Genomic DNA, 23,696 nt, shown 5'->3' on the forward strand with positions numbered 1-23,696 from the left:
GGTGAAACGTTTCAGCTGAGGGACGTGCACAAGTCCTTCGGGCCCGTCCGGGCGCTGCGCGGGGTGTCCCTCGCGCTGCGCGCGGGCGAGGTGCACGCGCTGGTCGGCGAGAACGGCGCGGGCAAGTCCACCGCGGTCGGCGTCGTCGGCGGCGAGCACCGGCCCGACCGGGGCGAGGTGCTGCTGGGCGGTCGGCCGGTGCGGTTCGCCTCGCCGCGCGACGCGCGCCGCCACGGCGTGGCCGTGATCCACCAGGAGCCCTCCGGGTTCCCGGACCTGTCGGTGACCGAGAACGTGTTCATGGGGCGCTTCCCGCTGCGCCGGGGCGGGCGGGTGGACCGGCGCGCCGCGCGCCGCCGCACGGCCGAGGTGCTGGACCGGCTCGGCGTGCCGATCGACCCGGACCGGCCGACCCGGGGCCTGTCCGTCGCCGACCGGCAGGTGATCGAGGTCGCCAAGGCGCTGGTGTCCGACGCGCGGGTGATCGTGATGGACGAGCCGACCGCCGCGCTGTCGGAGGTGGAGGTGCGGCGGCTGTTCCGGGTCGCCCGCGACCTGGCCGCGGGCGGTGCCGCGCTGCTGTTCGTGTCCCACCGGCTCGACGAGGTCTACGAGCTGTGCGCGCGGGCGACCGTGCTGCGCGACGGGGAGCACGTGACCACGGCGCCGCTGGCCGAGCTGGACCGGGACGCGCTGGTGCGCGCCATGGTCGGCCGACCGGTCGACCGGCTCTACCCGCGCCGGGCCCACGAGCTGGGCGAGGAGGCCCTGGTGGTGTCCGGGCTGGGGCCGCACGGCGACATCTCGTTCTCGGTGCGGCGCGGCGAGGTGGTCGGGCTGGCCGGGCTGGTCGGGTCCGGCCGCTCCGGGGTGGCGCGGGCGGTGTTCGGCCTGGAGCCGCGGGCCGGGCGGGTCGTGGTCGGCGGTCGGGAGCTGCCGCCGGGCGACCCGCGGGCGGCGATCCGGCACGGCGTGGCGCTGGTGCCCGAGGACCGCCGCGACCAGGGCCTGGTGCCCGCGCTGTCGATCGAGCGCAACGCGAGCCTGACCCGGTTGCGGCAGGTCTCGCCGCTCGGGCTCACCCGCCGGTCCCGGGAGCGGTCGCTGGCGGGGGAGTGGGCGGCGCGGCTGGGCGTGAAGCACCGGCGGCTGACCGACCCGGTGGCCACCCTGTCCGGCGGCAACCAGCAGAAGGTGGTGCTGGGCAAGTGGCTGGCCACCGGGCCGTCCGTGCTGCTGGTCGACGAGCCCACGCGCGGCGTCGACGTGGGCGCCAAGGTCGAGGTGCACCGGCTGCTGGCCGAGGAGGCCGCGCGCGGCACGGCGGTGCTGCTGATCTCCTCGGAGCTGCCCGAGGTGCTGGGCATGGCCGACCGGGTGCTGGTGCTGCGCGAGGGGCGGCTGGTCGCCGAGCTGCCCCGCGGGCGGGCGACCGAGGAGGCCGTGGTGCGGGCGGCCACCGGCGGTGCCGGGTGAGGCGGGAGGCGGGCGCCGCCGCGGCCCTGGTGCTCGTGGTGGTGGCGACCGCGCTGGTCAACCCCGGGTTCGTCGGTCCGCAGGGCCTGCGCGACCTGTTCCTCAACGCCTCGGTCACCGCGCTGCTGGCGGTCGGGCAGGCGGTGCTGGTGATCACCCGCAACGTCGACCTGTCGGTCGGCTCGGTGATGGGCCTGACCGCGTTCGGCTCGGGGCAGCTGTTCCTGGCCGACCGGGGCACGCCCGTGGTGGTCGTGGTGCTGGCCGGGGTGGCGCTGGGCGTGGCGTGCGGCGCGGTGAACGGGGCGCTGGTGGCCGCGGCCGGGGTGCCCGCGCTGGTGGTCACCCTCGGCACGCTGTACGTGTTCCGGGGCGTCGACCACGGCTGGGCCTCGGCCACCGGCGTGCACCAGGTCAACGCCGACCGGATGGCGCCGGGGTTCCTGGAGCTGGGCAGCGGCTCGGTGCTGGGCGTGCCGAACCTCGCGCTGATCGCGCTGGTCGTGCTGGTGGTGGTCGGGTTCGTGCTGCGGGACCTGCGGTCCGGGCGCGAGCTGTACGCCATCGGCTCGGACCCGGAGGCGGCGCGGCTGGTCGGCATCCCGGTCGGCAGGCGGGTGTTCGCCGCGTTCGCGGTGTCCGGCGGCCTGGCGGGCCTGGCGGGCGTGCTGCACGCGTCGTACTTCGGCACGGTCAACGCCTCCGTCGGCACCGGGCGGGAGCTGGCCGTGGTGGCGGCGGTGGTGGTGGGCGGGGTGGCTATCTTCGGCGGCTCGGGCACGGTGCTCGGCGCGGCCCTGGGCGCGCTGTTGCTGACCACGGTGACGGGCGCGCTGCCGGTGCTGGGCGTGCCCGCGTTCTGGCAGCGGGCGGTGGACGGCGCGGCGCTGCTGCTGGCCATCTCGCTGGACCGCGCCGTGCGCGGGCGGGCGCGGGGTGCCCGTGCGTGACCTCAAGTGGGAGTCGGTGCTGGTCGCGCTGTGCGTGGTGGTGTTCGCCGCGGCCGCGGTCACCACGCCCGGGTTCGCCGAGGCGGGCAACGTGGCGTTCCTGCTGCTCGACCACACCGCGGTGGCCCTGCTGGCGCTGGCGCTGCTGCCGGTCGTGCTCACCGGCGAGATCGACCTGTCGGTGGCCTCGACGCTGGGGCTGTGCTCGGCGCTGACGGGCGCGCTGTGGGACGGCGGCGTGCCGTTCGAGACGATCCTGCCGGTGGTGCTGGTCGCCGGGGCGGTGCTGGGCGCGGTCAACGCGGTGCTGGTGGTCGGGTTCGGCCTGCCGTCGCTGGCGGTCACCATCGGCACGCTGGGGCTCTACCGGGGCCTGGCGTACGTGGTGCTGGGCGACGGCGCGGTGACCGGGTTCCCGGAGAACTACCGGCCGCTGGCCACCGACGCGGTGCCGGGCCTGTTCGTGCCGTACTCGGTGCTGCTGCTCGTGGTGGTCGGTCTCGTGGTCGCCCTGGTCGTGCACGCCACGCCGGTCGGCCGGGCGCTCTACGCCATCGGGCTGGGCGAGCGGACCGCCCGGTACTCCGGCATCCGGGTGGACCGGGTCAAGGCCGCCCTGTACGTGGCCTCCGGCCTGTTGTGCGCGGTCGCCGCGATCGTCTACACGTTGCGCTACAACAGCGCGCGCGCGGACAACGGCGTCGGCCTGGAGCTGGTCGCGGTGACCGCGGTGCTGCTCGGCGGCGCGTCGATCTTCGGCGGCCGCGGCACCGTGCTCGGGGTGGCCGCCGCGCTGCTGCTCACCGCGGGGCTGCGCAACGCCCTGCTGCTCAACGACGTGACCAACGAGGTCCAGAACGTGGTCAACGGCACGCTGCTGATCGTCTCCGTGCTCGTGCCCGCGATCGCGCAGAGGAGGCGACGATGAAGCACACCCGCGCGGCCGCCCTAGGCGCGGCCCTGCTCCTGCTCGCGGGCTGCGGCACCACCACCAAGGACTCCGCGCCCACCGCGACGGGCACCACCGCGCTGACCGCGGACCCGGACGCCCCGGTCAAGCCGGGGCTGGAGGTCGCGTTCGTGCCCAAGGAGATCGACAACCCGTACGAGAACCTCATCGACCGCGGCGGCATCACCGCGATCGCGGAACTGGGCGGCCAGGGCAAGGAGGTCGGGCCGTCCGAGGCGTCGGCCTCGTCCCAGGTCTCCTACATCGCCACGCTCGCCCAGCAGGGCCAGGACGCGATCGTCATCGCCGCCAATGACCCGAACGCGGTCGCGCCCGCCCTCAAGGACGCCATGGCGCGCGGCATCGCGGTCGTCACGTTCGACTCCGACGCCGCCAAGGACGCCCGCCGCGTGTTCGTCAACCAGGCCGACTCCGAGGACATCGGCCGCACCCAGGTCCGGTTGCTCGCCGGGCAGATCGGCGGCTCGGGGCAGATCGCGATCCTGTCCGCCACGCCGAACGCCACCAACCAGAACACGTGGATCGGGTTCATGCGCCGGGAGCTGGCCGACCACCCGGGCATCGAGCTGGTCCAGGTCGCCTACGGGGACGACGACGACCAGAAGTCGTTCCAGGAGACCCAGGCGCTGCTGCGGTCGTACCCGGACCTCAAGGGTATCATCGCGCCGACCACGGTCGGCATCTCCGCCGCCGCCCGCTACCTGTCCACCTCGCCGCGCAAGGGGGAGGTGGCGCTGACCGGGCTGGGCACGCCCAACCAGATGCGCCGGTTCGTCAAGGACGGCACGGTCACCGCGTTCGCCCTGTGGGACCCCGAGCAGCTGGGCTACCTCGCCGGCCACGCGGCCGCGGCGCTGGCGTCCGGGCAGATCACCGGCGCCGAGGGCGAGGTGCTGCGGGCCGGGAAGCTCGGCGAGCGCACCATCGGCCGCGACGGCGAGGTCGTGCTCGGCCCGCCCACCACCTTCACCGCCGACAACATCGACGACTACGACTTCTGAGAGCAGGTCCCGATGAGGAGGGCGACCACCGCGGCGCCGCCGCCCGCCGTCACCCCGCTGTCCGACACGCTGCTCGACCAGTCCGCGCTGTACTTCGTCTCCTACGACGGGCTGGTCAACAACAACGCGTTCCAGGACGCCCTGATCACCTACAACGGCCACCAGTACGCGGCCTGGTACACGGCGGGCCGCAACGCCGTGGTGGCCCGCCGCCCGCTCGGCGGGCCGTGGGAGACCGCCGTGCTGCCGCACCGGTTGAGCGCCGACGACTCGCACAACGTGATCTCGCTGGGCGTGTCACCGCGCGACGGCGCCCTGCACGTGGCGATGGACACCCACAACACGCGCCTGCACTACACGCGGTCGGTGACCGGGCTGGTGTCCGACCCCGGCGCGCACCGCTGGTCGCCGGCGCTGTTCGGGGCGGTGGCGCGCACCCTGGGCGGGGTCGAGCCCGGGAACATGACCTACCCGCAGTTCGTGGTCACGCCCGAGGGGCTGCTCCAGTTCAGCTACCGCACCGGCGGCTCCGGCAACGGGGTGAACGAGCTGGCCGAGTACTCCGGCGGCACGTGGCGGCGGCTGGGCGCGTGGACCTCGGCGACGGGCGACTACACCGGCCCGAACGGCGTGGTGTCCACGACCCGCAGCATGTACCTGCACGGGCTGACCTACGACCGGCGCGGCCGGCTGCACGCGGCGTTCACCTGGCGCGAGGGCGACACCGGGGTGCTGTGCGGCGCCGGCGGCCTGACCAACCACGACACCGGCTACGCCCGCAGCGACGACCGGGGCCGCACGTGGCGCAACTCGGCCGGGGCGGTGGTGGGGACGACCGGCGGCACGGGGGTGTCGGTGACCTCGCCGGGCCTGGTCGTCGACCCGCTGGGCCCGAACCACGGGCTGATGAACCAGGAGGGGCAGGCCGTCGACTCGACCGGCACGCCGCACGTGGTGATCAGCTACGTGCCGGGGCGGTTCACCCGGTGCGTGTCGGACTACGCCCGGCAGCGCGCCCGGTGCGGAAGGGTGTTCCACGTGTTCCGGAACGCGGACGGGACGTGGACCAAGCGGGAGGTGCCGGTGCCGCCGGGCAGCACGCAGCGCACCAAGCTGGTCTTCGACGCCGCCGACAACGCCTACCTGGTCATGCCGCGCGGCCGGGTCGTCTCGGCGAGCCGCGCCGGCGGGTGGACCGACTGGGCCCTGGTGCACGACCGGCCGGAGATGAACGCGTTCGGCGAGGTCAACGTGGACGCGACGCGGGTGGCGGTGGACGGCGTGCTGTCGTTCCAGTACCAGCAGCGCTCCACCGGCACGACCCCGTCGCCGATCCGCGTGGCGGACCTGCGGCTGGGGTGACGCGCCCGGGGCGGCGTCCGGCGGCGCCGCCCCCCGCGTCCTCAGTAGCCGACGTAACCGCTGCCCACGGCCATCGAGACCAGGCCGGGGTGGTTGTGGAAGCCGCCGTAGCGGGCGTAGGTGTAGCGGACGCCCGCGATGATGTTGTCCACCGGGTTGTAGATGTCGTCGTGGCCCGGCAGCTTGTAGTACTGGAAGGTGGGGTCGATGCACTGCATCAGGCCCTTGGACGGCGTGCCGCGCATGGCGTTGGAGTCCCAGGTGTTCACGGCGTTGGGGTTGCCGTTGGACTCCTTGATGATGATCGTGTAGATCTCGTCGAGGCTGCCCTCGTCGATCGGCGTGCCGTTGGCGGCGAGGATGCCGATGGCCTCGCGGATCCAGCCCTCGACCTGCCGCTGCTTGGGCGGCTTGGCCGCCTCGGCGGCCTCGCGGGCCGCCTTCTCCTCGGCCGCCTTGCGGGCCGTGTAGCTGCCCTGCGCGAAGGTGCTGGCCTGGTTGAACGCGTGCAGCGCGGTCAACTGCTCCTGCCGGACGATGCGGGCGGTCTCGGAGCCGAGGTCGATCGCGTGGACGGTCTCGACCTTGCCGGTGCGCACCACGCCCGTGTCGGGCACGCCGCCGAAGTCGGCGCCGCCCGCGACGGGGCTGAAGTGCCCGCTCATCGTGCTGGCGGCCGCGGCGCCCGCGCCGCCCACCACGCCCACGGCGACGGCCACGCCCGCGAGGCGCTTGGGCAGCACCCGCTCGGGTTCGGCCCGGTGGGCGCCCCGGTAGCCGGGCGGGGGCGTGGGTACCCGGAACCGGATCGTCTCCTGCTCAGGGTCGTTCTTGGGTCGAGCGTGCCGAGCCAAAGGTGCAGCCTCCTGCGTCGGGGAGTTCCGGCACCGGACCTGGCGGGGGATCCAGGTGGACGGGCCCGGGTTCGGGGGGTGGGCCCGTGTCCTTTCGGTGACAGAACCGTGATCTGCGCGCGAGAACGTAACCGCTCGTGATTTGGCGAGGCAAGGATTGAGCCGTTACGGGTGAGCTTCGTCACGTCCCAGTGGGGCGTGTGGTCACGGAGCGTGCGTCACCCGGTCACGAGCGTTTTGGAGGGGTGACTGCGGGGCACTGGCGCTCCCGACTTCCGCGCCCGCCCTCACCCGGCCGCCGGCCACCTCGCCCCAGTGCGGCCAGCTGGGCGAATGCCAGTCAACAAGGCCGTAGTGGCCGCTTCGGCGAGCCGGCCGGCGCCCGGACACCGAGGCGGCCGGGACCTGCTCACCCGGCTGCGGACGCCTCGCCCACCGACCCGCGGCGTGGTTCCCGCCCCTGCGCGTGCCGGCGATGCGCGTACCGGCGATCGTGGCGCTGCCGCTGGAGCGGCACGACGACGTGGTGCGCTACGCGTCCGACCGGACGCTGCGCGACCTCGCGCCCGACGAGTGCGGCAGCGAGACCCGCCCGTCGCTGGACGGTCACGCGGCGCTGAACCGCCAGGCGTGGCGAATGGTCCTGCTCTGCACGGCTTTTCGGCCTACAGATCCGCGTTCGGACGGCCGAATTCGGTGATGTCGTACGTGATCACCGTCGTGCGCCGACGTTGTCGCGTATGGGCAGGTCAGTGGGGAAAGGCAGGGGGAGAGCGCTTTCCGAAGCGCCGCGCGAGCCGTGATCGCTACAGAAAGTTTCGTTGAAGTTTCGCAGAGTGACCTATACGCTGAGGCGTGCTCTGGGAGCGCTCCCAGGTCGATCACCGTTGCTCGATCATCCGGAGAAGGAGGCCCAACCATGCGTCTGCGCAGCACCTTCGGGTCCGTCGGCAGGCGGCAGGGCGTCATCGCAGTGGTAGCCGCCATGCTGGCATGCATGTTCGTCGGGGCCCCGGCGGCCTCGGCGCACGGCACCATCGTCGGCCCCGCCACCCGTGCCTACCAGTGCTGGCAGGCTTGGGGCAGCCAGCACACGAACCCCGCCATGCAGCAGCAGGACCCCATGTGCTACCAGGCGTTCCAGGCGAACGCCGACACCATGTGGAACTGGATGAGCGCACTGCGGGACGGGCTCGGCGGCAACTTCCAGGGGGCGACCCCCAACGGCCAGCTCTGCAGCAACGCCCTCGCGCGCAACAACGCCCTGAACACCCCCGGCAAGTGGCGGACCACCAACGTCGGCAGCAGCTTCCAGATGCACCTGTACGACCAGGCCAGCCACGGCGCCGACTTCTTCCGCGTCTACATCAGCAAGCAGGGGTTCGACCCGACCACGCAGTCCCTCGGCTGGGGCAACCTCGACCTCGTCACCACCACCGGCCGGTACGCGCCGGCCAAGGACATCACGTTCAACGTCCAGACCAACGGCTCCTACCGCGGCCACCACGTCGTGTTCACGATCTGGCAGGCGTCGCACCTGGACCAGGCGTACATGTGGTGCAGTGACGTGAACTTCGGCTGACCCCGGTCACCGGAATCCCCGCAGTGGCCGGCCCGGCACCAGCGTTGGTGCCGGGCCGGCCTTTCGGCGTCCCGGGTTCGTCGCACGCGGCCCTGCTCGCCGCGTACCTGGACGACCGGTGGCCTTAGATTGGTGACGTGAGCGCGACGGGCAGCGGCAGGCAGCCGCACGTGGTCTCGGGGCGGCAGTCCGAGCTGCTCGCCGTGCTGCGGGACGAGGGCGCGATGTCCCGGGTGGCGCTGGGCGAGCGGTTGGAGCTGCCCCGGGCGAAGCTGACCGCCGAGCTGGCCCGGCTGGTCGACGTCGGCCTGGTGCAGGTCGGCGGTCCGGCGGCGAGCCGGGGCGGGCGGCGGTCCACGCTGGTGCACCTGGCCGACGACCTGCGCGTGCTCGGCGTGGACGTCGGCGCCACGTCGGTGACCGTGGCGGTGACCGACGGCCGGTGCGAGGTGCTGGAGAGCCGCAGCGAGGAGTGCGACGTCCGGGACGGTCCGGCGCGGGTGCTGGGGCGCGTGGCGGAGCTGGCCGACGTCGTCCACGCCAAGGCGGCGGGGCGGCTGATCGGCGCGGGCATCGGCCTGCCGGGCCCGGTGAGCTTCCGCGACGGCATGCCGGTGGCGCCGCCGATCATGCCCGGCTGGGACCGCTACCCGGTGCGCGACGAGCTGGCCGGCCGGTGGGGCTGCCCGGTGACGGTCGACAACGACGTCAACGCGATGGCCCTGGGCGAGCGGCACGCGGGCGTGGCCCGGTCGCTGGAGGACCTGATCTTCGTCAAGGTCGGCACCGGCATCGGGTGCGGCATCGTGCTCGGCGGCCGGGTCTACCGGGGCGTGGCGGGCACGGCCGGCGACATCGGGCACATCCGGCTGGACGACTTCGGGCCGGCGTGCGCCTGCGGTGAGGTCGGGTGCCTGGAGGCGTACTTCGGCGGCGCGGCCCTGGCCCGGGACGCCGCGGCGCTGGCCCGCGCCGGCCGGTCGCCGGCCCTGGCGAACGCGCTGCGCGACAAGGGCGCGTTGACCGCCGAGGACGTGGGCACCGCCGCCGCGGCCGGCGACTTCGCCGCGGCCAACCTGGTGCGCGAGGGCGGGCGGCGGCTGGGGCACGTGGTCGCGTCGCTGGTCAGCTTCCTGAACCCGGGCATGGTGGTGATCGGCGGCGGGGTGTCGCGGCTGGGCCACTCGCTGCTGGCCGAGGTGCGCAGCGCGGTCTACCGGCGCTCGCTGCCCCTGGCGACGGGCAACCTGCCGATCGTGCTGTCCGAGCTGGGCGACCTGGCCGGGGTGACCGGCGCCGCCTGGTCGGCCACGGACCGAGCCTTCTCCGCGGCGGGCTGAGGACCGCCACACCTCCGATGTCTGTCCTGCGGGCCGTGGTCGGGCCGCAGCGCTGACGCGTGCCATATTTACGACACCAGCTCGTTCCGCTTCTCGCTGAATCGAGCCAACTTTTGCAGCTTCCGTACAAAAGTACGTCCAGGTTCTTGCGGAAGTACCGGTCCAACTGCCACGATCTGCCGCAACTCACGCCGAGGGCGTGAGCTGGACCACTTCCTTCCCTGAACCCCCTCGGCGAAGTCGGAGGCGTGATGCGGGTGCGGCACCGGGTCGGGCACGAGGCGCACCGCGCCCTCCTGCCGCGAACCTCCCGCACGCACCACGCTCTCGCACCCGCCGTGAGGTCGGGTCTTTCGACGGTGCCCGCCAAGGGAGGGACCCCGGCATGACGCTGCTGAAGATGACCGGCATCGGCAAGGTCTTCCCCGGCGTGCGCGCCCTGGACGGGGTGGACCTGGAGGTCGTCGAGGGCGAGGTGCACTGCCTGCTCGGCCAGAACGGCGCCGGCAAGTCGACCCTGATCAAGGTCCTCGCGGGCGCCCACCAGCCCGACGAGGGCGAGATCACCTGGCGCGGCGAGCGCACCGCGCTGCCCTCGCCGGTGGCCGCGCTGCGCCTGGGCGTGGCGACCGTCTACCAGGAGCTGGACCTGGTGCCGGGCCTGTCGGTGGCGGAGAACGTGTTCCTCGGCCACGAGCCGAGCCGGTTCGGCTTCACCGGCGGCCGCGCGGCCCGGCGGCGCACCCGGGCCCTGCTGGCCCGCCTCGGCCACCCCGGGATCGACCCCGACCGCGAGGTCGGCCTGCTCCCCGCGGCCGGGCAGCAACTGGTGTCCCTGGCCCGCGCGCTCGCCCACGACGCCCGGCTGATCGTGATGGACGAGCCGACCGCCGCCCTGGCCGCCGACGAGGTGGACAACCTGTTCCGCATCGTCGCCGAGCTGACCGCCGACGGCGTCGCCGTCCTCTACATCTCGCACCGGCTGGAGGAGATCCGCCGCATCGGCACCAGGGTCACCGTGCTCAAGGACGGCCGCACGGTCGCCGCCGACCTGCCCGCCGACACCCCGACCGCCGAGCTGGTCGACCTGATGTCCGGCCGCCGGGTGGAGGCGGTGTTCCCGCACCGCGACGCGTCCGCGGTGGACCTGACCAGGGAGGTCCTGGTCGTCGAGGGCCTGACCAGGCGCGGCGAGTTCCGCGACGTGTCCTTCCGGGTGCGCGCGGGCGAGGTGCTGGGCATCGCGGGCCTGGTCGGCGCCGGCCGCAGCGAGGTGCTGGAGACCGTGTTCGGCGCCCGCACCCCCGACGCGGGCGTGGTCCGGGTCGACGGCAGGCCGGTGACCCCGGGCAGCGTGCCCGCCGCGGTCCGGGCCGGCATCGGGCTGGCCCCCGAGGAGCGCAAGGCCCAGGGGCTGCTGCTGGACCTGACCGTCGCGCACAACGTCACCCTGGCCGCGCTGCCCGCCTACAGCACCGCCGGGGTCGTCGACCGCGCCCGCGAGCTGCGCGACTCCCGCACCGCCCTGGAACGCCTGGACCTGCGCCCCGCCGACCCCGGCCGGCTGGTGGCCGAGTTCTCCGGCGGCAACCAGCAGAAGGTGGTGGTGGCGCGCTGGCTGGTCCGCGGCTGCCGCGTGCTGCTGCTGGACGAGCCGACCCGCGGCGTGGACGTGGGCGCGCGCGCCGAGCTGTACCGGGTGGTCCACGAGCTGGCGGCCGCCGGCGTGGCCGTCGTGCTGGTCTCCAGCGAGGTCGCCGAGGTGCTGGGCCTGGCCGACCGGGTGCTGGTGCTGCGCGACGGCGAGGTCGTCGCGGACCGCGCCGCCGACGAGCTCACCGAGTCCGACGTGCTGGACCTGGTGATGGCCGGGAGCGCCGTGACCGGGCCAATGACCGGCCCGGTGACCCGTCCAGTGACCGGCTCAGTGACCGAGGAGGGCCAGTGACCGAACTGCGGGTCGTCGACCCGAAGACCGCCCCGCCCGCCGCGCGGCCCGCCCGCGGGCTCGGCGTCGACCTGCGCCTGGCCGGCCTGGTCGGCGTGCTCGTCGTGCTGTGCCTGGTCGGCTGGGCCACCCGGCCCGACAGCTTCCTCACCGAGGCCAACATCTCCACCATGCTGCGCCTGGCCGCCGCCATCGGCGTGGTCAGCGTCGGCATGACGTTCGTGATCATCAGCGGTGGCATCGACCTGTCCGTCGGGTCGATCGTGGCGCTGTCGAGCGTGTGGATGACCACCGTGGCCACCCAGTCCTACGGGCCCGCCGTGATGGTGCTGTGCGCGCTGCTGGTGGGCCTGGGCTGCGGCCTGGTCAACGGCGTGCTCATCTCCTACGGCAGGATCGTGCCGTTCATCGCCACCCTCGCCCTGTACGCCTCCGCCAAGGGCCTGGCCGAACGCCTCTCCGGCCGCCGCACCCAGGTGGTCACCGAAACCGGGTTCACCACCGCGTTCCGCGGCGACCTGCTGGGCGTGCCGGTGCTGATCTGGCTGCTGGCCGCCGTGTTCGCGGTCGGCTGGGTGGTGCTCAACCGCACCACGTTCGGCCGCCGCACCTTCGCCGTCGGCGGCAACGCCGAGGCCGCGCGCCTGGCCGGCATCAACGTCAAGCGGCACACCGCCCTCGTCTACGGCATCGCCGGCCTGTGCTGCGGCATCGCCGCGCTCATGGTCGTCGCCCGCACCACCTCCGGCGCCTCCACCAACGGCATGTTCTACGAGCTGGACGCCATCGCCGCGGTCGTCATCGGCGGCACCCTGCTCACCGGCGGCCGCGGCTCGCTGATCGGCACCCTCGTCGGCGTCCTCATCTTCACCGTGGTCGGCAACATCTTCACCCAGAACAACCTCGACACCGACATCCAGAACATCGCCAAGGGCGTGATCATCGTGGCCGCGGTGCTCCTCCAGCGCACCACCGCCGCCCGCCGCCGGGTACCGCGCACCACCTGAGAACCCCCGCCACACCACACCCGCCCGCCACACCCGGGAGTACCGCCATGTCCTCACTCGACCGCCGCCGCTTCCTCTGGGGTACCACCGCCGTCGGCACCGCGGCCCTCCTGGCGGGCTGCACCTCCAACGAACCCGCCAGCTCCGCGCCCGACGCCGTCGCGGCCGGCTCCGGCCAGAACAGCCAACCCGGCAAGGCGGTGACCATCGGCTTCTCCGCGCCCGCCGCCGACCACGGCTGGATGGCCGCGATGACCAAGAACGCCCGGGCCCAGGCCGAGCGGTTCACCGACGTGACGTTCAAGGCCACCGAGGGCACCAACGACGTCAACCAGCAGATCGCCCAGGTCGAGACGCTCATCAACGACAAGGTGGACGTGCTCGTCGTGCTGCCGTTCGACGGCAAGGCCCTCACCGAGGTCGGCCGCCAGGCCATGGACGCGGGCATCCCGGTCATCAACGTCGACCGGGTCTTCGACACCCCGCTGGCCTACCGCACCTGGATCGGCGGCGACAACTACCGCATGGGCGTCAACGCCGGCGAGTTCATCGCCGCCCAGATGAAGGCCAAGGGCGTGGCCAACCCCGTCATCGCCGAGGTCGCGGGCATCGACTCCCTGCCGCTGACCCAGGAGCGCAGCCAGGGCTTCAAGGACGCCCTGGCGCGCGGCGGCTTCCAGGTCGGCCCGCGCGTGTCCGCGCAGTTCACCTCCGAGTCCGGCGAGCAGCAGACCGCCAACCTGCTCCAGTCCGCGAGCAGGCTCGACGCGCTGTGGAACCACGACGACGACCAGGGCATCGGCGTGCTGGCCGCCATCGAGGGCGCGGGCCGCGGCGAGTTCGTCATGGTCGGCGGCGCGGGCTCGCGCAACATGATGGACCGCATCAAGGCCGACAGCGGCGTGGTCAAGGCCACCGTCCTCTACAGCCCGTCCATGGCGTCCTCGGCGATCGCCCTGGCCCGCCTGCTGGGGCAGGCCAAGGGCATCGGCGACCTCGCCGAGCACGACATCCCCGCGTCGATCACCACCTACTCCGCCGTGGTGACCAAGGAGAACGTCGACCAGTACCTCGACGTCGGCTTCGACTCCTGACCCGCCGTCCACCCCGGAAAGGTCCCTGAATGACGAAAGAGATCGGCGTGGGCATGGTCGGCCACGCGTTCATGGGCGCGGTGCACTCGCACGCCTGGCGCAGCGTGCACCGCTTCTTCGACGTGCCCCTGACCCCCAGGCTCGCCGCGATCGGCGGGCGCGACAAGGCGCGCACCGAGGACGCGGCCGCCAAGTACGGCTGGGCCGCCGCCGAGACCGACTGGCGCGCGCTCGTCGAGCGGGACGACGTCGACCTCGTCGACATCTGCACCCCGGGCGACACGCACGCCGAGATCGCCCTCGCCGCCCTGGCCGCGGGCAAGCACGTGCTGTGCGAGAAACCCCTGGCCAACACGGTCGCCGAAGCCGAGGCGATGACCGCCGCGGCCGAGGAGGCCGCCCGGCGCGGCGTCCGGTCCATGGTCGCCTTCAACTACCGGCGCGTCCCCGCCGTCGCCCTGGCCCGCAGGCTCGTCGCCGAGGGCCGCGTCGGCGAGGTCCGGCACGTGCGCGCGGTGTACCTCCAGGACTGGCTGTCCGACCCGGCGGCGCCGATGACCTGGCGGCTGCGGCGCGAGCAGGCCGGCTCCGGCGCGCTGGGCGACCTGGGCGCGCACATCGTCGACGCCGCCCAGTTCGTGACGGGGTCGGAGGTCACCGGCGTCAGCGCGGTCACCGAGACGTTCGTGCGGGAGCGCCCCGACGGCGACGGGCGCGCACCGGTGACCGTGGACGACGCGGCGATCTTCCTCGCGCGCTTCTCCTCGGGCGCCCTGGGCACGTTCGAGGCCACCCGCTACGCCCTGGGCCGCAAGAACGCCATGCGGCTGGAGGTCAACGGCGACCGCGGCAGCCTCGCGTTCGACTTCGAGTCGATGAACGAGCTGTCGGTGTACTTCGAGGAAGGCGGGACGTCGGGCTTCCGGCGCATTCTCGTCACCGAGGCCGACCACCCGTACGTGGGAGCCTGGTGGCCACCCGGCCACCTCATCGGCTACGAGCACACGTTCACCCACGAGGCCGCGGACTTCCTGACCGCGATCGGCGGGGGTGCGGACCCGGAACCGGGCTTCGCCGACGGCCTGCGCGTGCAGCGGGTGCTGGCGGCCGTGGAGGAGAGCGCCGCCAATCGGTCCGAGTGGACCGGGATCGGAGGGACGGCATGAGCCGCCCGGTCACCCTGTTCACCGGCCAGTGGGCCGACCTGCCGTTCGAGGAGGTGTGCCGGCTCGCCGCCGGCTGGGGCTACGACGGCCTGGAGATCGCCTGCGCCGGCGACCACTTCGAGGTCGACAAGGCCCTGGCGGACGAGGGGTACGTCGCGGCCAAGCGCGAGGTGCTGGCCCGCCACGGCCTGGGCGTGTGGACCATCTCCAACCACCTCGTGGGCCAGGCCGTGTGCGACGACCCGATCGACTTCCGCCACCGGGCGATCCTCCCGGCCCGCATCTGGGGCGACGGCTCACCGGAGGGCGTGCGGCAACGCGCGGCGGCGGAGATGGCGGACACGGCGCGCGCGGCGGCACTGCTCGGCGTCGACACGGTGGTCGGGTTCACCGGGTCGTCGACCTGGAAGTACGTGGCGATGTTCCCGCCCGTGCCGCAGTCGGTGATCGACGAGGGGTACGAGGACTTCGCCCGGCGCTGGAACCCGGTGCTCGACGTCTTCGACGAGGTGGGCGTGCGGTTCGCGCACGAAGTTCACCCGTCCGAGATCGCCTACGACTACTGGACGACCAAGCGCGCGCTGGAGGCCGTCGGCAACCGGGCGGCGTTCGGGCTCAACTGGGACCCGTCGCACTTCGTGTGGCAGGACCTCGACCCGGTCGGTTTCATCCTCGACTTCGCCGACCGGATCTACCACGTGGACTGCAAGGACACCAAGAAGCGCCTCGACGGCCGCAACGGGCGGCTGGGTTCCCACCTGGCGTGGGCCGACCCGCGGCGGGGGTGGGACTTCGTGTCCACCGGGCACGGTGACGTGCCGTGGGAGTCGTGCTTCCGGGCGCTGAACGCGATCGGGTACCGGGGGCCGATCTCGGTGGAGTGGGAGGACGCGGGGATGGACCGGTTGCGGGGGGCGGAGGAGGCGGTCGGGTTCGTGCGCCGGCACCTGTTCGAGCCGCCGGCGGCGTCTTTCGACGCCGCGTTCAGCGCGGGGGAGTGAGGTGGGGGTGTCCCGCCCTTTGGGGGTGGGCGGGACACCTCGTTCCTGCGGGGGGTGGGGGTTTTCGGTAAGATCGGGTTCGGTGGGCTCGTCGGGGCTGGCGTCGCTCGATCGGGTGAACATCGGCGGAAAATGTACGGAAACGGTGTTCCCGATCATCGGTTAGATCATGAGGAGCGCCCGAACCACCCGGACTGCCCGACGGACCTCGCCCCGACGACGCCCTGACCACGGCCAGGACCACGACCCTGGCCGCGTCTCCCGACCAGGACTGCAACCCCAGCCGCAGCCGCCCGGACGAGTCGACCGACCCGCGCCACCGGTGCCGGTGCCGGTGCACACCACCGGATGGCGGAGTTCGCGGCAGCCGGACCCGTTGTGCGGCAAGGCCAAGGGGCACGGGACTACGACGCGCCGGTCGCGGGTGGGGCCGGGCCACCCCCGGCCTGACCGTCGAACCGCCGAACCTGGGCCAGGCAGGCGGCGCGCACCTCCACCCGCAGCTCGCCCTCCGACCGGGTGCGCCGCTCCCAGTCGTCCAGCAGGTCGTGCGCCCGGTACAGCGGCAGGTCCCCGACCTCCTCCCGCGCCAGCCCTTCGGCCAGCTCCGCGACTTTCTGCAGCACCCAGTACTCGCCCGCCTGCCCGGCCAGGTACAACTCCGCGAGCCGGGAGAACGCCAGCCCGACGGCCACGCCCGCCGAACCCGGGATGGCCACCCCCAGTTCGGCGAACACCTCGGGCACCAGGTCGCGCACCGCCCCCGGATCCGTGCCGTCCAGCCCGGCCAGGGTGCGCAGCGCCGGGCCGTCGAAGCCGTGCGCCAACCAGTCGGCCGCCCACCACGGCAGGTCCTCCGGCGGCGCCTGGCCGCCGGCCCACCACGTCGCGGCGAGTGCCGGGGGCGGGGGCGAAACCGGAGCCGAGGTCGGAGCCGGCGGCGGAGGCGGGAGTGGGGGTGGAGGCGGGGGTGGGGTGTCGATTTCCTCGGTCACCGGCGCCTTTCCCCGAGCACGGGCACATCGCGGGTCACCGGCACATCGCGGGTCACCGGCACATAGCGGGTCATCGGTACATCGTGCGCGGCGGATGCCGTTGCGGCGAGCGGATTTCCGTTCAACCGACCACCTCCCACCCCACCCCCAACCGGTCCAGGAACCCGGCCGGCTCCACGACCTGCGCGGGCGCCAGCACCCCCGGCCGCACGTCCCCCTCCGCCAAGCGCAAAGCCAGCTCCGCCGCCACGACCGCCGTCGTGCCGTACGGGTCGGTGCCCCATGCCGCACCGCGGGCGCGGCGGCCGTCGGGAGCGGTGGCGAATGCCGCCATACGCCACTCGTTCGTGTGACGTTCCTCCTCGCCCAGCACCGGGGGCAGGGTCTCCGCGAACTCCGCGGTGAGCCCCCCGAACGCCGCGGCCAGGTCGGGCAGCACCACGCCCTGCACCCGCCGCGCGGTCACGTGCCGGGGCACGGTGATCGTCCCGGGCAGCCCGAAGGCCACCGCCCCCGGCCCGACCTCGTCCGCCTCGACCACCAGGTCCGTGCGCCACTCGCCCCGCGAGTACTGGAACGCCCCGGTGGTCAGCCGGTCACCCGCCAGGGCCATCGACCGGCCCGTGCCGCGCGACGCCGCCCCGGACGCCTGGCGCAGGTCGGCCACGGTCAGCACGTCCACCTCCCCCAGCTCCCGCGCCACCAGGTGCGCGACCAGGTCACCGGGCACCCCGTCGTCGGTCGCGGCGGGCACCGCGGTCACCCCCGCCTCGACCGCCGCGCCGGCGAACCCGTCGAACACCTCCTTGACGAACCACTGCTCGCCGCTGGTGTCCAGGTAGTGGCACCCCGCCGCGAGGGCCGCGCGCAGCACGGGTTCGCCGTGCGCGGCGAACGGTGCCACCGCACTGACCACCACCGCGCACCCCCGGAACGCCGCCACCAGCGCGTCCGGGTCGTCCAGGGGCGCCACCACGGGCCCCCGCCGCCCCACCGGCACCACCTCGGCACCCCGCCTGCCCAACTCCTCGACCACCAGGCCACCGGTGAACCCGCCGGCCCCGTACACCGCGATCCGCAAAGCACCCTCCGGAAGAAGAGACCAACCCTCGGCACCAAGCCCACCCCGCACCGCGCGGACCAGCCACACCCCGCGCTGGGTGGGCACCGGCTGCCTGGTCATCGCAGGGTCAGGCAGGGCACCCGGCCGCGCGGGCAGGATGGGCGGCATGAGCACGACACTCGGCGACTTCCTGCGCACCAGGCGCGGCCGGCTGAGCCCCGGGGACGCGGGCATCCGCTCCTACGGCGCCCGCCGCGTCCCGGGCCTGCGCCGCGAGGAGCTGGCCCAGCTCGCGGGCGTCAGCGTCACCTACTACACCCGCCTGGAGCAGGGCCAGAGCCACCAGGCGTCGTGGTCGGTCGTCGAGGCGCTGGCCGACGCGCTGCGGCTCACCCCGGACGAGCGAGGCTACCTGCACCGCCTCGCCCGGCCGGAACCCGCGCCCGCGCGCCCACCCGCCCTCCCGGCCACCGCGCGGCCCGCGACCCGGCAGCTGATCGAGGCGATGCCGGACGTGGCGGCGCTCGTCGTCGACCACCGGACCGACGTGCTGGCCTGGAACGCCCTGGGGCACCTGCTGCTGGCCGGGCACCTGGACCCGGGCGCGCCGGACCGCCCCGCCGACCGGCCCAACCTGACCCGGATGACGTTCCGGGACGCCCACTACGCCGCCCTGGCCCCGGACTGGGACGTCGTCGCGGCGTGCGTGGTCGCCGCCCTGCGCATCACCGCCGCCCACCACAAGGACGACCCGCGGCTGGCCGGGCTGATCGGTGAGCTGACCATGCACAGCGAGGACTTCGCCGCGCTGTGGGCGGCGCACCCGGTGGCCAGCCACCCGTACGGGCCGCGCGTGGTGCGCCACCCCGAGGTCGGCGACCTGCACCTGGAGCTGGAGACCACCGAGCTGCTCGACGGCAGCGGCCACCGGCTGGTCACCTACAGCGCGGCGCCCGGCACGCCCGCGCACCACTCGCTGCGGCTGCTGAAGCTGAACTACCAGGTGACCGGCAGCGACCTCAGCCCGTAGATCGGGGCGTCGAACCGGAACCCGACCTCCTCGAACGGCACGGCCAGGCGCAGCCCCGGCAGCTCGGCCACCAGCGCCCGCAGCGCGACCCGCATCTCCACCCGCGCCAGCAGCTGGCCGATGCACTGGTGCACGCCGCTGCCGAAGGCCAGGTGCGACTTCGCCGGTCGCCGCAGGTCGAGGCGGTCGGGGTCGGGGAACTCCGCCGGGTCCCGGTTCGCCGCGAACAGCGACGCGACCACGCCGTCGCCGGGGCCCAGCCCCCAGCCCGGGACCTCGCCGGCCACCGCGCGGACCACGCCGTGGTGCACGGGGCTGAGGTAGCGCAGCAGCTCCTCGACCGCGTCGTCGACCAGGTCCGGTTCGGCGACCAGCGCGTCCCACCACGCCCGGTCGCGCAGCAGGGCCAGCACGGACAGCGCGATGGAGTTCGCCGTGGTCTCGTGCCCGCCGACCAGCAGCAGCACGGTCATGCCGACCGCCTCCTCGACGGTCAGCGACTCGTCGGCGACCAGCCGGCTCACCAGGTCGTCGCGCGGCCGCTCGCGCCGCGACCGCACCAGGTCCGCGAGGTAGGCGTGCAGCTCGTCCAGCGCCGCCCGCACCCGCGCCGCGGGCAGCGACCGGTCCAGGTGGGCGCGGCTGCGGGTGGAGAAGAACTCCTGGTCCGCCACCGGCACGCCGAGCAGCAGGCAGATCACGTCGGACGGCACGGGCAGCGCGAACCCGGCCACCAGGTCCGCCGGGCGCGGTCCGGCGCGCAGCGCGTCCAGCCGCTCCCGCGCGATGCGCTCGACCTCGGGCCGCAGCGCGTCCATCCGGCGGGCGGTGAACTCGCCGGTGAGCAGCCGCCGGTAGCGGGTGTGCGCGGGCGGGTCGGTCACCAGGAAGCTGCCCGGCGCGGCCGCCCGGTCCACCACCGGCCGCAGCTGCGGGTAGCCGGGCGTGGCCGGGTTCGAGCTGAACCGCTCGTGGTCGCGCAGGACGGCGCGCACGTCGGCGTACCGGGTGACCAGGTGCGCCCGCTGGCCGTGCCGCAGTGAGACCGGGCACACCGGCGCGGATTCGCGCAGCTCGGCGAACTCGGCGGGCGGGTCGAAGCCGGGGCGCCGCGGGATCGGGTACTCCACGCCACCGACCCTAGCGGCGAGACTGGTCGCGTGGACGCGACGACGGCGGCGATGTGGGCGGCACTGGGCGGGCGCCCCGGGCTGGTGGCCGGGGTGACCTACCGGCGGGCGGGGGACGTGCTGGCGGCGCGCCTGCCCGTGCGGGACTTCGCGCGCGCCGCGGTCGGCGCGTGCTCGCTGGCCGCCGCCGAGCTGCTGGCCGCGCGCAACGGCACGCCCGTGCCCCGGGTCGAGGTCGACGAGGGCGCGGTGGCCGCGGCGTTCGTCAGCGAGCGCCACGGCGGCACCACGGGGTTCGCCCCGCTGTCCCGCTTCTGGCGCACCGCCGACGGGTGGGTGCGCACCCACGCCAACTACCCGCACCACCGCGACCGGCTCCTCACCGCGCTGGGCGCCGCCGACGACGACCCCGCGTCCGTCGAACGGGCCCTGGCCGCGCGCCGGGCGGTCGAGGTGCAGGAGGAGGTGTACGCGGCGGGCGGCCTGGCGGTCGCGGTCGCCGCGGCACCGGACCCGGCGCGGTACCCGCTGGTCACGAGCCGGCCGACCGGGCACGCCAAGCGCTTGCGCCCCGCCTCCCTGCCCGCCGAGGGGGTGCGGGTGCTCGACCTGACCAGGGTGCTGGCGGGCCCGGTGGCCACCCGCACGCTCGCCCTGCTCGGCGCGGACGTGCTCCGCGTCGACCCGCCGCACCTGCCCGAGGACCCCGCGACCCACGCCGACACCGGCCGGGGCAAGCGCTCCACCCTGCTCGACCTCGACGACCCGGGCGACCGGCGCGCCTTCGACGCGCTGCTGGACCGGGCCGACGTCGTGGTCACCGGCTACCGCCCCGGCGCCCTGGACCGCCGCGGCCTGGCCCCCCGGGCGCTGCTCGACCGCAACCCGGGCCTGGTCGTCGCCCGCCTGTCCGCCTGGGGCGACCGGCCGGGCTGGGCCGGCCGCCGCGGCTTCGACAGCCTCGTGCAGGCGGGCACCGGCATCGCGGCCGTCGAGGGCGGGCCGGACCGCCCCGGCGCGCTCCCGGCGCAGGCCCTCGACCACGGCACCGGCTACCTGCTGGCCGCCGCCGTGCTGCGCGCCCTGGGCGAGGGCGGCGGGCACGTCGAGCTGTCCCTGGCCGCCACCGCGTCCTGGCTGCTGCACGAGGTCCACCGCACCCCCGCGGCGGGCGGGTACGACCCCGGGCGGTGGCTGTCCGAGACCGGCGCCCTCCCGCCGGTGCGCTACGACGGCGCGCCCGCGACGTGGGGCCGCGCGGCGACGCCGTGGGGCGGGGACGAGCCGGAATGGCTCTGAACTGAGTCCACTGTGGACTGTTCGTCGCCCTTGTTGAACGGGCGCGTTCTGGATGCCGCGGGCCACGTGGTGCGGGCGGACCCGCGTGGTGAGCGGACAAACCCCTACTGGAAGTGTTACGACTGAAACGCGCGTTCGAGTGATCACCCGATCGGGTACCCGTGGCGATGAACGTGCGCATGACGTTGGGAGCACCGGTGGAGGACCGCACGATCGCAGGCCGGTACCGGCTGACCGAGAAGATCGGCACGGGTGGGATGGGCGTGGTGTGGCGCGCCGAGGACACGAGGCTGCGCCGCATCGTCGCGGTGAAGGAGCTGATGTCCCGCTCCGGGTTCGACCAGGAGTCGGTCGACCGCGCCGTGCGCGAGGGGCGGATCGCGGCCAGGTTGCAGCACCCCAACGTGATCGCGCTCTACGACGTGGTCGAGCACGACGGCCACCCCTGGCTGGTGATGGAGTACCTGCCGTCGCGCAGCCTGGCCGGGGTGCTGGCCGAGCGGGGCACGCTGCCGCCCGACGAGGTGGCGCGGCTCGGCGGGCAGCTCGCCTCGGGCCTGTCCGCCGCGCACGCGGCCGGGGTGGTGCACCGCGACGTCAAGCCGGGCAACGTGCTGGTCACCGAGTTCGGCACGGTCAAGCTCACCGACTTCGGCACCTCGCGCGCGGCCGACGAGGTCACCGTCACCGCGTCCGGCATGCTCGTCGGCACCCCCGCCTACCTGGCGCCGGAGGTGGCGCGCGGCGACCGGGGCGGGTTCCCGGCCGACGTGTTCGCGCTCGGCGCCACCCTGTACGCGGCGGTGGAGGGCGAGCCGCCGTTCGGCGTGGACGGCAACGCGATCGCCCTGCTGCACCGGGTGGCGGACGGGCGGTTCGCGCCACCGGAGCACGCGGGGCCGCTCGGGCCGGTGCTGATGCGCCTGCTGGACCCCAACCCCGAGACCCGGCCGACCATGGCCGAGGCCGAGCGCATGCTCAACGACGTGCGGTTCGAGCACAAGGCCAAGGCGACCGCGCTGCTGGCCGCCCCGCTGGCCCCCGTGGAGCCGGCGGAGCAGTCGGAAGCGCCGGCACCGGTGGTCCCGGCGGCCCCGGAACCGGTGCCGGCCGCCGAACCGACCCCGCAGCCGGTGTCCCGGCCGGCGCCCGCCCCCGTCCCGGCACCCGCACCGCCGCTGTCCCAGCCGTCCCCCCGGTCCCAGCCGTCCCCGGTGTCGAGGCCGCCGGAGGAGGGGCGGGGCGACCGCAAGGCCCTCGCCGCGCTGGGCATCGCGGTGCTGCTGGTCGCGGCCCTGGTGGTCTACCTGCTCAACCGGGGCGACGACGACCCGTCGACGGGCTCGGGCCCGGGCGAGACCACCACGTCGGCCCAGCCCACGACCACCGGGCAGCAACAGCAGCCGCCCGTCGAGCCCACCACCGAGCCCCAGCAGCAGACCACCACCACGACGACCACCACCGAGCCGCCGCAGACGACGACCCAGGACACCACGCAGCCACCCGCCGAGGTCGGCGCGGCCCAGGCCCTGACCGACTACTACGCCCTGCTGCCGAACAACCTGGAGGCCGGCTACGCCCGCCTGAGCGACCGGATGAAGGCCGCGCGGGCGCCCAGCTTCGCGGCTTACCAGGAGTTCTGGGGCCGGATGAGCGCGGTGACCGTGTCGAACGCGAGCGAGACGGGCCCGAACACGGTGTCCGCGACGATCACCTACACCTACCGCGGTGGCGGGACGGAGTCGGAGACCAACGTCTACACGCTGGTCAAGGCCAGCGGCCAGTGGCTGATCGACACCCAGAACTGACGGTTCGGAAACGGTTGGACGGCACCGGGAGAATCCCCGCATGGGGGAGACGACCGTGCGCCCGGCCGGGCCCGACGACGCCGACGGCATCGCGCGCGTCCACACGACCGCCTGGCAGACCGCCTACCGGGGCGTGCTGCCGGACGACTTCCTGGACGGGCTGAGCCCGTCGCGGCGGGCCGGGGCGTGGCGCCGCGCGCTCCTCGGGCGGGAGGGCGCGGTGCACGTGGCCGTCGACGGCACCGAGGTGGTCGGCTTCGCCGCCACCGGCCCGGCCCGCGACGACGACCTGCGGGGACGCGGGTTCGTCGAACTCCAGGCCGTCTACGTGGACCCGGCGCGGTGGGGGAGCGGCATCGGGTTCGCCCTGCTCGGCGCGGCACTGGCGGACGCGGGACCGGTGGTCCTGTGGGTGCTGGCGGACAACCCGGGGGCGCGCCGGTTCTACGAGCGGGCGGGCTTCGCCCCGGACGGCACCACGCGCACGGGGACCATCGGCGGCCGGGACGTGGCCGAGGTCCGCTACGCCAGGACGGCCGCGGCCGGAATCGCCGGTGCGGCTCCGTGAGGTGCGCGGCACGAGGGGTTCCGCGCGGGCGGCACACCCGGCACGGCGCGGT

Annotated in this window: 21 protein-coding genes and 1 pseudogene; 17 read left to right on the forward strand and 5 right to left on the reverse strand. The window is 74.4% G+C overall.

Annotated elements, in window-relative coordinates:
* Positions 1-24 precede the first annotated feature (24 nt).
* From EKG83_RS12650 to EKG83_RS12670, 5 genes are read left to right on the forward strand one after another with little or no spacing between them, the layout of a single operon-like run.
* Positions 25-1,476: a sugar ABC transporter ATP-binding protein gene (locus EKG83_RS12650; RefSeq protein WP_228122589.1), complete on the forward strand. Its 1,452-nt coding sequence runs from the start codon at positions 25-27 to the stop codon at positions 1,474-1,476.
* Complete coding sequence (locus EKG83_RS12655; protein WP_033427273.1) at positions 1,473-2,426, forward strand: ABC transporter permease; 954 nt, start codon at positions 1,473-1,475, stop codon at positions 2,424-2,426. The genes EKG83_RS12650 and EKG83_RS12655 overlap by 4 nt, the downstream gene beginning before the upstream one ends.
* The gene (locus EKG83_RS12660) at positions 2,419-3,354 is read left to right on the forward strand and encodes an ABC transporter permease (protein WP_033427379.1); all 936 of its coding nucleotides are present in this window, start codon (positions 2,419-2,421) and stop codon (positions 3,352-3,354) included. Before EKG83_RS12655 ends, EKG83_RS12660 begins: the two co-directional genes overlap by 8 nt.
* A complete protein-coding gene (gene rhaS / locus EKG83_RS12665; protein WP_033427274.1) occupies positions 3,351-4,397 on the forward strand; it encodes a rhamnose ABC transporter substrate-binding protein in 1,047 nt (348 codons plus the stop codon). The genes EKG83_RS12660 and rhaS overlap by 4 nt, the downstream gene beginning before the upstream one ends.
* A 12-nt stretch (positions 4,398-4,409) precedes the next feature.
* Positions 4,410-5,759 carry a BNR repeat-containing protein gene (locus EKG83_RS12670; protein ID WP_084715846.1) on the forward strand — a complete coding sequence of 450 codons (1,350 nt, stop codon included), beginning with the start codon at positions 4,410-4,412 and terminating at the stop codon, positions 5,757-5,759.
* 41 nt (positions 5,760-5,800) lie between these two features.
* On the opposite strand, the pseudogene EKG83_RS47660 reads toward EKG83_RS12670, so the two are convergent.
* Positions 5,801-6,151, reverse strand: a pseudogene (locus EKG83_RS47660) (transglycosylase SLT domain-containing protein); the annotation flags it as partial.
* A gap of 937 nt (positions 6,152-7,088) precedes the next feature.
* Between EKG83_RS47660 and EKG83_RS12680 the strand changes: the two are divergent.
* From EKG83_RS12680 to EKG83_RS12715, 8 genes are all read left to right on the forward strand, one after another.
* Positions 7,089-7,313 carry a hypothetical protein gene (locus EKG83_RS12680; RefSeq protein WP_153278040.1) on the forward strand — a complete coding sequence of 75 codons (225 nt, stop codon included), beginning with the start codon at positions 7,089-7,091 and terminating at the stop codon, positions 7,311-7,313.
* 219 nt (positions 7,314-7,532) lie between these two features.
* A complete protein-coding gene (locus tag EKG83_RS12685; protein WP_033427277.1) occupies positions 7,533-8,195 on the forward strand; it encodes a lytic polysaccharide monooxygenase auxiliary activity family 9 protein in 663 nt (220 codons plus the stop codon).
* Positions 8,196-8,419: 224 nt separating this feature from the next.
* On the forward strand, positions 8,420-9,535 hold the full coding sequence (locus EKG83_RS12690) for an ROK family protein (protein ID WP_084715883.1): 1,116 nt from the start codon (positions 8,420-8,422) through the stop codon (positions 9,533-9,535).
* A 385-nt stretch (positions 9,536-9,920) separates the two neighbouring features.
* On the forward strand, positions 9,921-11,483 hold the full coding sequence (locus tag EKG83_RS12695) for a sugar ABC transporter ATP-binding protein (protein WP_084715847.1): 1,563 nt from the start codon (positions 9,921-9,923) through the stop codon (positions 11,481-11,483).
* A 71-nt stretch (positions 11,484-11,554) separates the two neighbouring features.
* On the forward strand, positions 11,555-12,490 hold the full coding sequence (locus EKG83_RS12700; RefSeq protein WP_228122859.1) for an ABC transporter permease: 936 nt from the start codon (positions 11,555-11,557) through the stop codon (positions 12,488-12,490).
* A 47-nt stretch (positions 12,491-12,537) separates the two neighbouring features.
* Complete coding sequence (locus tag EKG83_RS12705) at positions 12,538-13,584, forward strand: substrate-binding domain-containing protein (RefSeq protein ID WP_033427279.1); 1,047 nt, start codon at positions 12,538-12,540, stop codon at positions 13,582-13,584.
* Positions 13,585-13,613: 29 nt separating this feature from the next.
* Complete coding sequence (locus EKG83_RS12710) at positions 13,614-14,750, forward strand: Gfo/Idh/MocA family protein (RefSeq protein ID WP_033427280.1); 1,137 nt, start codon at positions 13,614-13,616, stop codon at positions 14,748-14,750.
* The gene (locus tag EKG83_RS12715) at positions 14,747-15,751 is read left to right on the forward strand and encodes a sugar phosphate isomerase/epimerase family protein (protein ID WP_033427383.1); all 1,005 of its coding nucleotides are present in this window, start codon (positions 14,747-14,749) and stop codon (positions 15,749-15,751) included. Before EKG83_RS12710 ends, EKG83_RS12715 begins: the two co-directional genes overlap by 4 nt.
* Positions 15,752-16,155: 404 nt before the next feature.
* Here the strand turns inward: EKG83_RS12715 and EKG83_RS12720 are convergent, their stop codons facing one another.
* From EKG83_RS12720 to EKG83_RS12725, 3 genes are all read right to left on the reverse strand, one after another.
* Positions 16,156-16,578, reverse strand: coding sequence for a hypothetical protein (locus EKG83_RS12720; protein WP_051764239.1), 423 nt, complete (start codon positions 16,576-16,578; stop codon positions 16,156-16,158).
* A 164-nt stretch (positions 16,579-16,742) separates the two neighbouring features.
* The gene (locus EKG83_RS48990; RefSeq protein WP_265590329.1) at positions 16,743-16,871 is read right to left on the reverse strand and encodes a hypothetical protein; all 129 of its coding nucleotides are present in this window, start codon (positions 16,869-16,871) and stop codon (positions 16,743-16,745) included.
* Positions 16,868-17,827, reverse strand: a complete 960-nt coding sequence (locus EKG83_RS12725; RefSeq protein ID WP_033427281.1) for a saccharopine dehydrogenase NADP-binding domain-containing protein — start codon at positions 17,825-17,827, stop codon at positions 16,868-16,870. Before EKG83_RS12725 ends, EKG83_RS48990 begins: the two co-directional genes overlap by 4 nt.
* A 148-nt stretch (positions 17,828-17,975) precedes the next feature.
* Between EKG83_RS12725 and EKG83_RS12730 the strand changes: the two genes are divergently transcribed.
* The gene (locus EKG83_RS12730; protein WP_033427282.1) at positions 17,976-18,839 is read left to right on the forward strand and encodes a helix-turn-helix transcriptional regulator; all 864 of its coding nucleotides are present in this window, start codon (positions 17,976-17,978) and stop codon (positions 18,837-18,839) included.
* On the opposite strand, the gene EKG83_RS12735 is transcribed toward EKG83_RS12730, so the two are convergent.
* Positions 18,806-19,969 (reverse strand): cytochrome P450, encoded by a 1,164-nt coding sequence (locus EKG83_RS12735; protein ID WP_033427283.1) that lies wholly within the window; start codon positions 19,967-19,969, stop codon positions 18,806-18,808. The genes EKG83_RS12730 and EKG83_RS12735 overlap by 34 nt on opposite strands.
* Before the next feature lie 30 nt (positions 19,970-19,999).
* On the opposite strand from EKG83_RS12735, the gene EKG83_RS12740 reads away from it, so the two are divergent.
* The 3 genes from EKG83_RS12740 to EKG83_RS12750 all read left to right on the forward strand — a co-directional run bounded on the left by EKG83_RS12740 (position 20,000) and on the right by EKG83_RS12750 (position 23,644).
* On the forward strand, positions 20,000-21,268 hold the full coding sequence (locus EKG83_RS12740; RefSeq protein WP_228122590.1) for a CoA transferase: 1,269 nt from the start codon (positions 20,000-20,002) through the stop codon (positions 21,266-21,268).
* A 179-nt stretch (positions 21,269-21,447) separates the two neighbouring features.
* Positions 21,448-23,076: a serine/threonine-protein kinase gene (locus EKG83_RS12745; protein ID WP_033427284.1), complete on the forward strand. Its 1,629-nt coding sequence runs from the start codon at positions 21,448-21,450 to the stop codon at positions 23,074-23,076.
* A gap of 40 nt (positions 23,077-23,116) precedes the next feature.
* The gene (locus tag EKG83_RS12750; protein ID WP_033427285.1) at positions 23,117-23,644 is read left to right on the forward strand and encodes a GNAT family N-acetyltransferase; all 528 of its coding nucleotides are present in this window, start codon (positions 23,117-23,119) and stop codon (positions 23,642-23,644) included.
* Positions 23,645-23,696: the final 52 nt, after the last annotated feature.

Source organism: Saccharothrix syringae (assembly GCF_009498035.1).
GTDB lineage: Bacteria > Actinomycetota > Actinomycetes > Mycobacteriales > Pseudonocardiaceae > Actinosynnema > Actinosynnema syringae.